The 14687-nt window shown below is 72.1% G+C and carries 12 protein-coding genes; 1 reads left to right on the top strand and 11 read right to left on the bottom strand.

The genetic code is table 11. The features are described 5' to 3' along the window. Positions 1–8 precede the first annotated feature (8 nt). From ACFYTE_RS30055 to ACFYTE_RS30015, 9 genes are all read right to left on the bottom strand, one after another. Positions 9–1034: a sugar phosphate isomerase/epimerase family protein gene (locus ACFYTE_RS30055; protein ID WP_388717101.1), complete on the bottom strand. Its 1026-nt coding sequence runs from the start codon at positions 1032–1034 to the stop codon at positions 9–11. Beyond that, complete coding sequence (locus ACFYTE_RS30050) at positions 1027–1794, bottom strand: SDR family NAD(P)-dependent oxidoreductase (RefSeq protein WP_388717098.1); 768 nt, start codon at positions 1792–1794, stop codon at positions 1027–1029. Before ACFYTE_RS30050 ends, ACFYTE_RS30055 begins: the two co-directional genes overlap by 8 nt. 311 nt (positions 1795–2105) lie before the next feature. After that, positions 2106–2918, bottom strand: a complete 813-nt coding sequence (locus ACFYTE_RS30045; RefSeq protein WP_388717095.1) for an aldo/keto reductase — start codon at positions 2916–2918, stop codon at positions 2106–2108. A 53-nt stretch (positions 2919–2971) separates the two neighbouring features. After that, the gene (locus ACFYTE_RS30040) at positions 2972–4000 is read right to left on the bottom strand and encodes a M24 family metallopeptidase (protein WP_388717092.1); all 1029 of its coding nucleotides are present in this window, start codon (positions 3998–4000) and stop codon (positions 2972–2974) included. Between the two features lie 56 nt (positions 4001–4056). Next, positions 4057–5382, bottom strand: a complete 1326-nt coding sequence (locus tag ACFYTE_RS30035) for an MFS transporter (protein WP_388717089.1) — start codon at positions 5380–5382, stop codon at positions 4057–4059. Between the two features lie 170 nt (positions 5383–5552). Continuing rightward, positions 5553–6782 (bottom strand): aminotransferase class I/II-fold pyridoxal phosphate-dependent enzyme, encoded by a 1230-nt coding sequence (locus ACFYTE_RS30030; RefSeq protein WP_388717086.1) that lies wholly within the window; start codon positions 6780–6782, stop codon positions 5553–5555. Positions 6783–6883: 101 nt separating this feature from the next. After that, positions 6884–7855, bottom strand: a complete 972-nt coding sequence (locus ACFYTE_RS30025) for a biotin-dependent carboxyltransferase family protein (RefSeq protein WP_388717083.1) — start codon at positions 7853–7855, stop codon at positions 6884–6886. Beyond that, the gene (locus ACFYTE_RS30020; RefSeq protein WP_388717080.1) at positions 7848–8573 is read right to left on the bottom strand and encodes an allophanate hydrolase subunit 1; all 726 of its coding nucleotides are present in this window, start codon (positions 8571–8573) and stop codon (positions 7848–7850) included. Before ACFYTE_RS30020 ends, ACFYTE_RS30025 begins: the two co-directional genes overlap by 8 nt. Then, positions 8570–9349, bottom strand: a complete 780-nt coding sequence (locus tag ACFYTE_RS30015) for a LamB/YcsF family protein (RefSeq protein WP_388717077.1) — start codon at positions 9347–9349, stop codon at positions 8570–8572. Before ACFYTE_RS30015 ends, ACFYTE_RS30020 begins: the two co-directional genes overlap by 4 nt. Positions 9350–9578: 229 nt before the next feature. Here ACFYTE_RS30015 and dgoD point away from each other — a divergent pair, with 229 nt between their 5' ends. Next, positions 9579–10724, top strand: coding sequence for a galactonate dehydratase (gene dgoD, locus ACFYTE_RS30010; protein ID WP_388717074.1), 1146 nt, complete (start codon positions 9579–9581; stop codon positions 10722–10724). A 36-nt stretch (positions 10725–10760) separates the two neighbouring features. On the opposite strand, the gene ACFYTE_RS30005 is transcribed toward dgoD, so the two are convergent. Further along, positions 10761–11543, bottom strand: a complete 783-nt coding sequence (locus tag ACFYTE_RS30005) for a TetR/AcrR family transcriptional regulator (RefSeq protein ID WP_388717071.1) — start codon at positions 11541–11543, stop codon at positions 10761–10763. A gap of 99 nt (positions 11544–11642) precedes the next feature. Next, on the bottom strand, positions 11643–14663 hold the full coding sequence (locus tag ACFYTE_RS30000) for an alpha-mannosidase (protein WP_388717068.1): 3021 nt from the start codon (positions 14661–14663) through the stop codon (positions 11643–11645). Positions 14664–14687: the final 24 nt, after the last annotated feature.

Raw genomic sequence — 14687 nt, 5'->3', positions numbered from 1 at the left:
TCGTACGGTCAGTCGGTGCGGGGCAGGACGCGCCTGAGGTAGGCGGCGTTGGTGGCGCCCACGCTCAGGCCGTCGCCGCCGTAGTGCTCGACCACGAAGGTGCCGCCGAAACCGTGGGAGATCGCGTAGCGGACGGCGGCGCGGTAGTCGATCACGCCGAGTTCCAGGGACGTGGGATGGGTGAGGAGGGTGCCGGTGGCCGGGTCCTCCAGGCGGACGTAGTTCTTGACGTGCCAGTAGTTGGTGCGCGGCGCGGTGACCGAGACCAGGTACTCCCAGGTGTCCACCGGTCCCTGGACACGCAGCAGATTGCCCAGGTCGGGGTTGAGCCCGACCGCTTCGTGGCCGATGTCGTCGAGGAACCGGACCGCCTCGTCCCCGCTGCCCAGGCAGGTGTTCTCGTAGAGCTCCAGGGAGAGTTCCACTCCTATGTCGGCGGCGTGGCGGGCGAGTTCCCGGAACCGGCGGACGGCGAGTGCGCGCACCCGCGGATCGCCGCGGGGCGGGACGTCGTCGCCCGGTACCGTCCAGAACCACCGGGCCCGTCGCTGCCGTGCGCTCAGCGCGTCGTGGAGTCCGAGGCAGACGACGTCCGCGCCGAGCGCGGCGGCCGCATCCAGGGTCCGGTGGGAGAAGGCGAGGTTGTCCTCGCCGCGCTCCGGGTGGACGACACTGCGGCGGACGACGCCGACTCCGGGTACGCCGAGTCCGGCGTCGGCCAGGACCTCGCGCAGCGCCGTGAGACGTGCGGCGTCGAGGTCGCCCAGGGGCAGCCAGGCGGTCGCCAGTTCCAGGTGGGTGAAGCCCTCGTCCACGACGGGCTGGAGGAGACGGCGCCACTCGTCGGGGTCGAGCTTCGCCACCGGGGTGCCGTCCGCCGCGTGCGGCGGGAACTGGAGCATGGCGGCGGCGATCGGCCAGTCCTGCGGTGTGTGCGGGACCGGGATGCGGGACGGCGTGGCCAGGGACGGCCGCTCGGTGTGCGCGGGCGCCGGGGGAGCGTCAGACGCCGGGGGCGCCGGGGCCTCAGCCAATGCGAAGACCCCCGTTGATGTTGTAGGTCGCGCCGGTGATGTAGCCGGCGTCCTCGCCGAGGAGGAATTCGATGAGCGCGGCGACATCGCGGGTGGTGCCCAGCCGCCCGACGGGGAGCTGGGACAGGAAGGCGGGCTTGCGGTCGTCGGTGATCCGGCCGCCCATGATGTCGGTGTCGATGGTGGCGGGCGCGACCACGTTGACCGTCACCCCGCGGGGGGCCACCTCCAGCGCGAGGGCGCGGCTGAACGCCTCGATGGCGCCCTTGGACGCGGCATAGGTGGACTTGCTGTACGTGCCACCGCCGTTCTGCATCGCCGTCGAGCCGAGGCTCACCACGCGGCCGTGCCCGCGCTCGGCCATACCGGGCACGATGCGCTTGCTCACCACGAAGGTGCCGGTGGCGTTGATCCGCATGACGCGTTCCCAGGTGGCCAGGTCCACGTCGAGGAAGGACACCGGCGAACTGATGCCCGCGCTGTTGACCAGCCCGGTGACCGGCGGCAGTTCCGCTTCGAAGGCGGTCACGGCCGTGTCCACGGCGGCGGGGTCGGCGATGTCCGCGACCGCGCCGACCGCGCCGACACCGTGCTCGGCACGGATCTCGGCGGCGGCCTTCTCGACCTCCGGGTCGATGTCGAGCAGCCCGAGATGCCAGCCGGCGGCGGCCAGCCGCTTGGCGAGCGCGCGGCCGATGCCCCGCCCGGACGCCGCCCCGGTGATGACCGCGGTGCGGCGGCCCGTGCTGTGCTCCGTCATGTCCGGTCCTTTTCGTTCGGCTGCGCATAACCTCGGGTGACCACTGCCTGATAAACCACGGCGGCCCTTCTCGGAAAGGTCGGGAACTTGGGTGAGAGCGTAGTTCCGTGGCCTCCCGCTCAATAGGCGAAGCGGCTATCCGTATGGCGCCATAAAAAATGCCGATGGGAAAGGGGACGGTAAAAGCGATGGGACAGCGCCCCGAAGGGGCGCGGGGCTGTATCGATTTGCGGCTCCGCCGCGCGGGCGCGACCAGCCACGACGGTGCCGCACACGACCGACGGCATAGCGCGGCATTTCCAGCGGAGCGCTCAGCGCGCCGTCGCCACGGTCGACAGACCGTCGATCGCCTCGACGTCCGCCGGGGAGAGGGTGAGGCCGGCCGCGGCCAGATTGCGCTCCATGCGGCCACGGTGCGCGGACTTCACGGTGACCGCGACGCCATGGTGCAGGTTCCACGCCAGCACGACGTCGCGCGGCGAACGGCCGTGCCGGCGGGCGACGTCGAGCAGCACCGGGTGGTCGAGGTCGGTGCTGCGCAGCGGGCTGTGCGCGCTCAGCACCACACCACGCTCGCGCATCGCCTCGGCGAAGTGCGGGTCGTAGTCACCGGGGCCCCACTGCACCTGGTTGACGGCCGGGTAGACGCCGGTCTCCCGGTGCAGTGCGTCGATGAGTTCGACCGAGTAGTTGCTGACGCCGACGGCCCGGACCAGGCCCTCGTCACGGGCCCGCACAAACTCGCGCCAGCTCGTGACGCCTGGGTGGCCGCCCGGCGGCCAGTGGATCAGCCACAGGTCGACGTGGTCGCAGCCCAGTGCGGTCAGACTCTGTTCCAGGGTCAGCCGTTCCCGGCCGACCTGGTCGGGGGGCATCTTGGTGGTCACGAACAGATCGGAGCGGGGCAGGCCGGTGGCGGTGAGGGCGGCGCCGACGGCGGCCTCGTTGCGGTAGCGGGTGGCGGTGTCGACGAGCCGGTATCCGACGGAGAAGGCGGTCAGTACGGCCTCGGTGGCCTGGTCGCCGCGCATCGGGTGGGTGCCGAAACCGACCAGCGGCATGGTGACGCCGGCCGCGTCGGCCGTGGGTATCCGGCCCGCTCCGGTCGGGTGGGTCGTGCCCATGATGGTTCTCCTTGTGCGTTCACGGGGGGCGTAGGGCGGTGGCGGGTCGGGGGTCAGTACAGCTCGACGAGGCGCAGGGGGGTGCCCGCCCGCGGTTCGGCGCCCTCGGCGGTCAGCACGACGGTCTCCGCGAGTTCGACCGCGCCGCGGCCGGGCACCTGGACCTCGGTCCGCACGCCGAGCACCATGCCGGGCTCGGCGACCACCGTGCTGTCCGTCCGCAGCGGCAGCGAGGCCCCGCCGCCGCGCAACGCGACCAGCCGGGAGGCCGCGCCGTGCTCGCCGGCCTCCCGCTCGAACGCCGCGTACCCGTCGGTGAGCCGGGCGCCGGGGCGCAGGGACGCCAGCAGCGCGGCCGTCGCGGCGGCGCACACGTCGCCCGCGGTGCGCAGCGGGCCGTCGGCCTTGCTGAGCACGGCGGTCGCGGCGGCGTACCCGGCTGCCCCGTCCAGCAGCGGGTGCAGGACGTAGCGCAGCGGGGTGGCCGCCGTCAGCCGGGCGGTGGCGGGGTCGTGGCCGCGGACCGTCACCAGGTCGGTGCCGGCCGCACCGTCCGCGCCGTACGGGTCGTACCAGCCGAGCAGACCGCCGGCCCGGCGGACCGACCGGTCGACGTTGCCGGACAGCTCCCGTACGTCCATGCCGACGCGCAGGTGGTCCATGACGGCGGTGTAGCCGACGGCGGCGAGGTCGGCCGCGGCGGCGAACGCGGGCAGTTCGCCGGGCTCGCAGCAGGCCAGTTCCGCGAAGACCAGGTCGGCGGCCGGGCGCAGCCGCACGCCCGTGCCGGCGGCCGGCCCGAGGACGTCCGGCGGCAGATCGGCCTCGGTGGCGACCACGCCGTCCGCGACGCCGGTCGCGTGCAGCGCGGCGGCGGTCGCGGCGGACAGGCCGCCGATCGCGCTCGCCACCGTGCCGTCGGTCGTGAGCAGGACGGCGGTCGCGTCGGCGGAGCCGGGCGCAGTCGCGTACCGGCGCCCGGTGGGCGAGGTCAGCAACAGGCCGGCGTAGCCCGCTTTGTCCAGTTGTCCGCGGAGCCTGTCGAGTCCGGCTGGGGCCTGGTGCGTGGCCGCTTTCGCCATGGGACCACCGTCCTTTCGCGAGGGTGTACGTACGGGGTGCGTCTGCCGGGTCCGGTTCAGCGCTTGAGCGGTTCGAAGGCCGTCTCCTTGATGCGCAGCGCGGTGAACCCGGCGACGACGGAGGTGAGGACAAGGTAGATCGCCGGGATCCAGGTGCTGCCGGTCGCGGCGATGAGCGCGGTGATCAACAGCGGGGCGGCGCCGCCGAAGACCGCGGTGCCGAGGTTGTAGCCGACGCCGTAGGCCACGGTGCGCACCCGGGTGGGGAAGAGTTCCGCGAGCGTCACCTGCATCACGCCGTTGGTGCCGGCGAAACAGACGGCCATCAGCACAGCGCCGGTCACCGCCGCGGCGAAGGAGCCCTGGGTCAGCAGCCAGTAGCAGGGGAAGCCGATGACGACCATGCCGAACGCCGAGCCGCTGAGCAGCTTCTTGCGGCCCAGCCGGTCCGAGAGGCGTCCGGCGTAGAGCACCGCGAAGGTGCCGACGGCCAGCATGATGGCGGTGACGAGCAGCCCTTCCAGGGCGGAGAAGTGCATCTCGTCCTTCATGAACGACGGCATGTAGATGAACAGGACGAAGTAGCCGGAGCTGTTGAGCAGCGGCAGCACGATGGTCAGTCCCATCGCGCGGCGGATCTCGGGAGTGGTGAACGCCTCCTTCAGCGGGCTGCCGGTCACCTCGCCCTTCTGCTCCGCCGCGGCGAACTCCGGTGACTCCGCGGAGAGCCGGCGGACCACCAGGCCCACGATGCCGAGCGGCAGGGCGAGCAAGAAGGGCAGCCGCCAGCCCCAGGCTTCCATCTGTCCGGTGCTGAGCACCGCGATGAGCAGGGCGGCGAACAGGGTGCCGAGCAGCATGGCGATGAACGTGGCGGCGTTGGCGTAGCTGACCACCCGTCCGCGGCGACCGTCACCGGCGTGTTCGGCGAGGAAGGAGTTGCCGTTGCCGGGCTCACCGCCCATCGCGAAGCCCTGGACGAAGCGCAGCAGCACCAGGCCGATCGGCGCCCAGACGCCCGCCGTCGCATAGCTCGGCAGGGCGCCGACCAGTGCGGTGGACAGGCTCATCATGGTGATGAGCGCCAACAGGACGCGTTTGCGGCCTATTCGGTCGCCCCACGATCCGGCGACGGCGGCGCCCACGGGGCGGAAGAAGAACGGGATGGCGAAGGCCGTGAAGGTCAGCAGGACGCTGGTGTTCGGAGCGTCGCTGGGGAAGAACACGACCGCGAGGGTTCCGGCCACGAAGCCGTAGACGGCGTTGTCGTACAGCTCGATGAAGACACCGATGAGCCCCCCGACGATGGACACCTTCGTCGCTCTCGTGGTGGCCGCGGGTGGCTGCGCGTGCGGGCGAGCCACGGATACCTTGCTGTTCACGGGCACAACCTTTCACAAAGTGACGTCGTCGTCTGACTTTGGCCCGTCATTATTTCCTCGGTATTGCCGATGGGTATACCCGGCGGCAGCTGAAATCCGGCTGGCGATACCGGCATAAGAGAAGTTGATTTCTGACGGATCGCCGGTCCTGCGCGGCGCGGAATGCTATATCAGCGACGCAGCGACTCGACCGAACGCGCGAGCCCGGCGACGGCTTCGCTGATTGTCTCGGAGGACAGTGCGAAGCTGGCGCGGAAATGGCCCGGGGCGCCATAGGCGTCGCCGGTGATGACCACGACGCCGCTGGTGTCCAGGAAGTGTTCGGCGAGATCCGCGTCGGTCGTCAGTTCGGTGCCCGAGGGAGTCACGGATCCCATCAGCGCGGAGGCGTCGACCCAGACGTAGAAGCCGCCCTCGGGGACCGTCGGACGCAGTCCGTCGATCGCGGCGAGGCCGGAGACGAGCAGGTCCCGTCGCTCGGCGTAGACGCCGACGGTGCGGTCGATGAACTCACGGCCGCCGTTGAGCGCGGCGACCGCCGCGGCCTGGCTCACGGAGGACGGGCAGGACGAACTCTGCGACTGGAGCGTGCCGATGGCCGCGCACAGCCGGGCCGCTCCCGCGCCGTAGCCGATCCGCCAGCCCGTCATGGCGTACGCCTTCGACACACCGTTGACGAGGAAGATGCGTTCGCGCAGGTCGGGTGCGACGGTCACGGCGCTGGGGACCGGCCGCGCGCCGTAGTTGATCTCGTCGTAGATCTCGTCGCAGAGGAGCGAGACGTGCGGGTGGGCCCGGACGACGTCGGTGAGCCCGCGCAACTCGGCCTCGCTGTAGACCGCGCCCGTCGGGTTGTTGGGTGTGTTCAGTACGACCCATTTCGTCCGGTCGGTGATGGCCTCGCCGAGCCGGTCCGGGGTGAGCTTGTACCCGTCGGCCGCCGTGGTGGCGACGACCACGGGCTGCCCGCCGTTCACCGTGACCATGTCCGGATACGACACCCAGTACGGGGCCGGGACGATCACCTCGTCGCCCTCGTCCAGGGTGGCCATGAACGCCAGGAAGATGAGCTGTTTCGCGCCGCCGCCCACGCAGATCTCGCCGGTCGCGTAGGACTGCCCGGTCTTTCGGCGCAGCCGGGCGGTGACGGCCTGCTGCAACGCGGGGGTGCCGTTGGCCGAGGTGTACTTCGTCTCCCCGGCGCGGATCGCCGCGACGGCCGCCTCCTTCACATGGTCGGGGGTGTCGAAATCGGGTTCGCCGATCGTCAGCGGCAGGACCTTGCGGCCCGCCGCCTGGAAGTCCCGCACCCGGTCGGCGACCCGGGAACTCGGTGACTCCTTGACGCGGGACATGCGTTCGGCCGGCGCGGGCGCCGGCAGCGTTCCGGGGTGAGTCATTCCCTGTCTCCTTCGGTGGACTCCGGTGGGCTTCGGTGGACTTGGTGGACTTGGCGGACTTGGTTGGCATCAGTGGGCATCGGCGGGCGCAGTCCGACGGGTCACACGAGCGCCGCGAAGGCCGTTCGCGCGCGCAGGGCGACGCGGTCCAGCAGGTGGCGCCGCTCCACATACGCGGCGGTGGCGGCGGAGGCGGTCGTGCGGTGGAAGCGGATGGTCTGCCCGGGTCTGAGCTGCGCCGCGTGGTCCAGCGCCCGGGAGGTGAGCACCGCGAGGACCGGGTATCCGGCGGTGATCCCCCGGCCGCGCATCAGGACCAGCAGTTCGTCGCCGGTCGGGGCCTCGATCGCCCCGACCGGCACCCCGCGGGAGAGCACCTCCCCGGCGACCGACCGCCGGGGCACGTGTCCGGCGACCCGCATCCCGACGTGGTTGATGCGCGGGGTGACCGTGTACGGGGAGTCGTACAGCCGCTGGAGCCCCGGCCCGAACTCGGCGGCGTCAGGCCCGTCGATCACGTCCAGGACCGAGGACACGCGGCCGATGTCGCGGGGGATGCCGAAGTCGAACACGGTGGCGCCGAAGCGGCGGTTGACCAGCGGCGGATGGGAGCGGAACAGGGGCAGCACCGTGCCCGAGGTGACCTGGGTGCCGAACTCGATCATCGAGTCCGGTGCGCAGCTTCCCATCAGCCGGGGCACGTCGAACGACCCGTGCACGGCGACATAGGCGCGCAGTCCGGCGTCGGAGATGCCGACCCGCACCGTTTCGCCCGCACGCACCGACAGCGGCGCCCACGCCGGGTAGGCCCGGCCGTCGACGGTGGGTTCGGCCGGCGCGCCGGTGACGGACATGAGGACGTCGTGGCTGGGGCGGAGGGTGAGACCGAAGGCGGTGGCCTCGATGAGCGGGGCCGTGGGCGCGTTGCCGACCAGGGCGTTGGCGGCGCGGGCGGCGAACTGGTCGAGGGCGCCGTTGACGGCGAGTCCCCGTGCGGGGCCCGCGATACGGCCGAGGTCGGTGACGACGCACACCGTGGCCGAGTCGACGTGCAGTTCGGGTCGGTCAGTCATCGTGGCGGTACCTCATCGGCGTGCCCAGGAGCTGCGCGTAGGCGCTCTCGTCGATCGGCAGGAACCGCACCCGGTCGCCCGGCCGGTACGGGACCACCGCGTCGGTGTCGGTCCGCAGGATGTCCAGTGGCGTGCGGCCGATCTGCCGCCAGCCGCTCGGCGCGGCGACGGGCCCGATGACCGTCTGCCGGCCGGCGACGGACACCGCGCCCGGCGGCACGCGCAGCCGGGGCGTGGCCAGCCGTGGGATCGGCAGGCCGAAGTCTGGTCCGTCCATCATGGCCGAGGCCGCCGGGCCGCCCAGGCAACGGATGAGGGGTTCCCCGGCACACACGAGATCGATGACCTTGGGCACCGGGTGGCCGACCGTCTCGGCGACCCACTCCAGGTCGGGGCCCGCCTCGCCGCCGAACAGCACCGGCACGTCGATGACACCGCCGCCGGCCGCGCCGACCTCGCCGGCCGTGGTGTCCCAGGAGCGGATGTGCGAGGCGATCTCCTCACCGGTGGTGTAGTACGGGTCGAACTCCACGAGCACCGCGTCGTAGGTGGGGACGGCCGTCACCGTGGGGTGGATCCCGCCGTCGTTGAGCCATCCCGCGAGCCGGTGCACGGCTGTCCACACCCGGTCGGTGTCGTCGCCGTCGACGGCGACGCGCACGGCGGCGTCGCCGCACGGCGAGATGGCCATCGTCGTCTCTGTCCGCGTCTCCGTCATGCGGCATGCGTGCCCAGCACCTCGTCCAGGGGCCGCAACCGGACGCCGGCGGCCTGGAGTTCGTCACGGATACGGGTGGCGAGCTGCAGGGCGGCCGGGCCGTCGCCGTGCAGTTGCACGCAGTCCGTCCGCACCGGTATGTCCTTGCCGTTCCGGCTGGTGATCAGCCCCTCGGTGACCATCCGGACGGTGCGGCGGGTGACCTCGTCCGGGTCGTGCAGTACGGCTCCGGGCTCGGACCGCGACACCAGGGTGCCGTCGTCCTCGTAGGCGCGGTCGGCGATGCCGACCATGGCCATGCGCAGCCCGCGTTCGCGTGCCACGGCCGCCATCTGGCCCTCCTGCATCAGGATCACCAGTGACGGGTCGAAGGCCGCTACGGCGTCGGCGACGGCCTCGGCGTAGTCGCGCCGGGTGACCACGAGGTTGCCCAGGCGGCCGTGCGGAGCCAGATGCTCGATGCGGGTGCCGTGCGCGCGGGTGAACGCGGACAGCGCCCCGATCTGGTACAGCACGTCGGTGCGCACCTCGTCGGGGGTGAGGTCCATCGCCCGGCGGCCGAAGCCGACCAGGTCGGGGAAGCTGGGGTGCGCGCCGATGCGGACGCCGCGTTCCACGCAGGTCCGTACGGTGGCGTCCATCACCCGCGGGTCCCCCGCGTGGAAGCCGCAGGCGACGTTCGCGGACGTCAGCAGTTTCAGCAGTTCGGCGTCGTTGCCCATGGTGTAGGCCCCGAAGCTCTCTCCGAGATCGGCGACCAGATCGACAACAGGCACAGTGCTGCTCCCTCCCTTTGGAAAACCACGGGACCGTCTCCGACCCAGACGCTAGAGCGGGCAGGACGGGAGAAGAAGCGCACATCAGGAAGGCCCATGACCGCATAGCGGTTCGCGATGGGTGTGTGCACGGGGAGTGTGGATCGCGCCGGTACGCACGAGACTTGTGGCCCGGTCGCCGTGGCGCGCGGCGCCGTCATCCCGCCCCTCACGAAAGGCCCGCCCCGCCGTGAAGATCACCCGCATCGAGACGTTCCGGCTGCCGCCCCGCTGGCTGTTCTGCCGCGTGGAGACCGACGACGGCATCGTCGGCTGGGGCGAGCCCGTGGTCGAGGGCCGGGCGGAAGTGGTGCGCACGGCCGTGGACGTCCTCGCCGAGTATCTGGTCGGCCGGGACCCGTTGCGCATCCAGGACCACTGGCAGGTCCTCACCAAGGGCGGCTTCTACCGGGGCGGTCCGGTCCTCTCCAGCGCCGTCGCCGGACTCGACCAGGCGCTGTGGGACATCGCAGGCAAGGCGTACGGCGTACCGGTGCACGCGCTCCTCGGCGGGCCGGTCCGCGACGCGGTGCGCGTCTACGCCTGGGTCGGCGGTGACGAGCCCGCGGAGCTTGCCGACGACATCGCCGCACAGGTGGCGGCCGGTTTCACCGCGGTGAAGATGAATGCCGCCGGGCGGGTCTCCCCGCTGCCCACGTCCGTCGAGACCGCCGCCGTGGTGGAGCGGGCGGCGACGGCCCGTGAGGCCCTGGGGCCGGATAGGGACATGGCGATCGACTTCCACGGGCGGTTCACCCCCGCGGGGGCGCGCCGGGTGCTGGAGCTGATCGCGCCCCTGCACCCGCTCTTCGCCGAGGAGCCGGTGCTGCCCGAGCAGACGCATCTGCTGCCGCGGCTCGTGGAGTCGACCGCCGTGCCGATCGCGACCGGTGAACGGCTCTTCTCACGCGCCGAGTTCCTTCCCGCGCTACAGGCCGGCATCGCCGTGGCCCAGCCCGACCTCTCGCACGCCGGAGGCATCTCCGAGGTGCACCGCATCGCCGCCCTCGCCGAGACGTTCGGCGCGCTGCTCGCGCCGCACTGTCCGCTCGGCCCGCTCGCCCTCGCGGCCAGCCTCCAGGTCGCGTTCGCCACGCCGAATTTCCTCATCCAGGAGCAGAGTCTCGGCATCCACTACAACAAGAGCGCCGATCTGCTGTCCTACGTGCTCGACCCGGCCCCGTTCCGCTTCACCGACGGCCACGCCCGCCGCACCACGCTGCCCGGACTCGGCATCACCGTGGACGAGGCCGCCGTACGGCAGGCCGATGCCTCGGCGGCGGCGTGGCGCAACCCGGTCTGGCGCCATCCCGACGGGAGCTTCGCCGAGTGGTGAAGACAGCGCGGGCGCGACGGCGTCACGGCGCCTGCCCTAGCGGGCCTCCGTACCGGCCGGTGCGGCCAGGCGCGTCAGCCATTCGCTCAGCAGCAGGTGCTCGCCGGGCGTGAACGACCGGGTGTCCGTGCCGTCCGTGCCGTCCGCGCCGTCCGTGCCGTCCTCGTCCAGTAGGGCCTTGAGCGCCACCGCGTGCCGGGCACCCCGCACGGCACGGCTGTCCGCGGCGCCGGCGCTCGACTCCTCGTCGCTGATCAGGGCGGCGAACACCGCGTCCCGGGTGGCCTCCGACAGGCCCTCGTGCGCGGTGCTCAGCCCCGCCGCCTCGGCGCTGATCAGGGTGACCGTCACCCCGATGCCGGCGGCGTGGATCATCGCGGCGGCGGCCTCCACGCCCATCCGCAGCCGGCCCGCCTCGGCGACCCGGGTGACCAGCCGGACCAGGATGTCGTGGGCCTCGCCCATGACGGCCGCGCCCTCACCCGGGCGGGGGTCGGTGTACAGGAGCCGGTACAGGGCGGGGTGGGCGCGCCCGAAGGCGATGTGCAGGTCCCAGCCGCGGCGCAGTTGCTCGACCGGGTCGCCGGCGGTGAGGTTGGCCTGTTTGTCGGCGAGGTAGGCGGCGTAGCCCCGTCGTGCGACCTCGTCGAGCAGTCCCTGCATGTCGCCGAACTGCCGGTAGATCGTCTGGGCCTGCACCCCGGCGGCGGCGCTGACCGCGCGGGTGGAGACCGCCTCGCGCCCGCCGGCCTCCAACAGGTCGGCGGCGGCCCGCAGGATGCGCTCGCGTGGCTGCGGTGTCGTCTCGGTAGTCGTCATGAAATCGATGATAACGATTGACCGTGATCGCCGCTGACGGCAGTGCTGTGCGTGGAGCCGGGGCCGCCCGGTGATCCCGGGCGGCCCCGCCCCGTGTGCTCAGCCGCGGCGCAGCCGCAGGGTCACCAGCTCGAACGGGCGCAGTCGTACGGCAATGTGTGCGCCGTCCCGGTCGGGAGTGGTCGCATCGGGCAGCGGTCGCTCCAGGAGGTCGGTGACCGTGACGTCCGCGACCTCGAAGCCGGCCGTGAGCGTGGCGCGGGCCCGCCCGCCGTGCGCCTCGTGGAAGCGGACCACGATGTCACCGCTGCCGTCGTCGGCCAGCTTCACCGCCGTGATGACGACCGCGTCGTCGTCCACCGTGACCAGCGGAGCGACCTCCCCCGCGCCCTCGACGCGGCGTTCGGGCAGGTTGATACGCCAGCCTTCGCGGACCGCGTCGCCGATGGCCGCGCCGGGCACCAGCGCGTGCCGGAAGCGGTGGATGCCCTGGTCGGTCTCCGGGTCGGGGAAGCGCGGGGCGCGCAGCAGGGAGACCCGCACCGTGGTGGTCGTACCGCCGTCTTCGTCGGTGCGGACGGTGCGGGTCACGTCATGGCCGTACGTGGAGTCGTTGACGACCGCGACGCCCCAGCCCGGCTCGGCCAGGTGCACGAAGCGGTGGTTGCAGGCCTCGAACTTGGCCGCTTCCCAGGAGGTGTTGGTGTGGGTGGGGCGGTACACGTGCCCGAACTGGGTCTCGGACGCGTACCGTTCGGCGTGCACGTCCAGCGGGAAGGCCAGCTTGAGGAACTTCTCCGTCTCGTGCCAGTCCACCTCCGTGTCCACGACCAGCCGCCGCTCCCCGGGCGGCAGGGCCAGCACCTGGGTGACCTTCGAGGCGCCGAAGGAGCGTACGACGCGCACGGAGACGCCGTCCTCGCCCGCCGTGACCGTGTCGGCGTCGGTGAGGTCGGTGACGGTGTTGCGGTAGAACTCGTCCACGTCCCAGGCGTCCCACATGTTCGGAAAGTCCGGGTGGATCTGGAGCAGGTTCGCGGCCCGGCCCGGGGCGACGCTCTCCCGGTCGGCGTCGATGTCGTACGCGGACACCACCAGGCCGTCGGCGTCGATCCCGATCCGCAGCAGCCCGTTGTCCAGGGTGAACCCGCCGGCCTCACGCGCGCTCAGCGTCGTCGCGCCCTCGGCGGCCGGCGCGGCGGCGCCGCCCGCCGGGATCCCGGCGCGGGTGTGCGGGGCCGCGTTGAACACCAGCTCCGTGCCGCCGTCACCGGCCAGCGCCCGCTGGGCCGCGTCGATGATGCCGTTCAGCTCCCCGGCGAGGCGCGTGTAGGTGGCGCGGGCCTCCCGGTGCACCCAGGCGATGGAGGAGCCGGGCAGGATGTCGTGGAACTGGTGCAGCAGGACCGTCTTCCAGATCCGGTCCAACTCCTCGTAGGGATAAGGGAATCCGGTGCGCACCGCGGCTGTGGCCGCCCACAGTTCGGCCTCCCGCAGCAGATGCTCGCTGCGCCGGTTGCCCTGCTTGGTCTGCGCCTGGCTGGTCAGGGTGGCGCGGTGCAGTTCCAGATACAGCTCGCCCACCCACACGGGCGCGTCGGGGTATTCGGCCTGCGCCTTCTCGAAGAACGCCTCAGGTGTCTCCCAGACGACGCGCGCCGAGCCTTCGAGGTCGCGCAGCCGGGCGGCCTTGGCGACCATCTCCCGGGTGGTGCCGCCACCGCCGTCGCCCCAGCCGGTGGGGGCCAGGGAGCGCCGGGCGCGGCCCTTGTCCTTGAAGTTGCGGGCCGCGTGGGCGATCTCGCTGCCCTTCATGGCGCAGTTGTAGGTGTCCACCGGCGGGAAGTGGGTGAAGATCCGGGTGCCGTCGATGCCCTCCCACCGGAAGGTGTGGTGCGGGAACGTGTTCGTCTGCGACCAGGAGATCTTCTGGGTGAGCAGCCACTTGGCGCCCGCCGCCTTGATGATCTGCGGCAGGCCGGCGGCGAAGCCGAAGGTGTCGGGCAGCCACGCCTCGTCGTTCTCGATGCCGAACTCGTCGAGGAAGAACCGTTTGCCGTGCACGAACTGGCGGGCCATCGCCTCCGAGCCGGGCATGTTGGTGTCGGACTCCACCCACATCCCGCCGGCCGGCACGAACCGCCCCTCGGCCACCGCCTTCTTCACCCGCGCCCACACCTCGGGCCGGTGCTCCTTGACCCACGCCCACTGCTGGGCCTGGGACATGGCGAACACGAACTCGGGCTCGTCCTCGATCAGAGCGGTCATGTTGGACGTCGTACGGGCCACCTTGCGCACCGTCTCGCGCAGCGGCCACAGCCACGCCGAGTCGATGTGGGCGTGCCCGACCGCGCTGATCCGGTGCGCCGAGGGCACGGCGGGGGCGGCGAGGACACCGGCCAGCTCCTGCCGGGCGCGGGCCGCGGTGCCGCCCACGTCCTGCAGGTCGACCGCGTCGAGCGCCCGTTCCACGGCGCGCAGGATGTCGTAGCGGCGGGCGGAGTCCACGGGGAGTTCGGGCATCAGCTCGCCGAGCACTTCCAGGTCGATGACCAGCTGCCACACCGTCTCGTCGAACACGGCGAGGTCCATGCGGGTCAGCGTGTACTGCGGCTCGCCGCCCGCGGTCTCCCTGTCGCCGAGCCGAGTGGGCAGGAAGGGGTGGTAATCGAGGATGACGGGGTTGGAGGCGGCCTCGATGTGCAGCCGTACCTCCTCGCCGCCCGCGACGGGGGCGCCGATGCGGACCCACTGGTTGCGCGGGTTGAGTCCCTTAACCGGGGTGCCGTCGGGCCGGTAGACCAGGCCCTCGCACTGGAAACCGGGCATGTTCTCGTCGAAGCCGAGGTCCAGCAGCGCCTCGACGGTACGGCCGGCCCAGGACTCGGGCACGGTCCCGGTCACCCGGAACCAGCTGGTGCCCCACGGAGCACCCCAGCGGGCGCCCACCTCGATCGGCTCGGGCCCGGCCGCAAGGCCCTCGGCGACCGGCACGGGCTCGCCGGGCGCATGCCACACCGCGACATCCAGCGGCACGGACTCGGGGTGGACGGCGGGACGTATGCGCTCGTCGAGGACACGCTTGAGGCGGGCCTCGACCAGGCTGCGGTCGTCATGCATGCGGGCTGCTCCACAGGTCGTACA

The organism is Streptomyces sp. NPDC004629, assembly GCF_042873595.1.
GTDB lineage: Bacteria > Actinomycetota > Actinomycetes > Streptomycetales > Streptomycetaceae > Streptomyces.
Note: the sequence above shows the minus strand (reverse complement) of the source record. Positions and strands in the feature narration are given on the sequence as shown.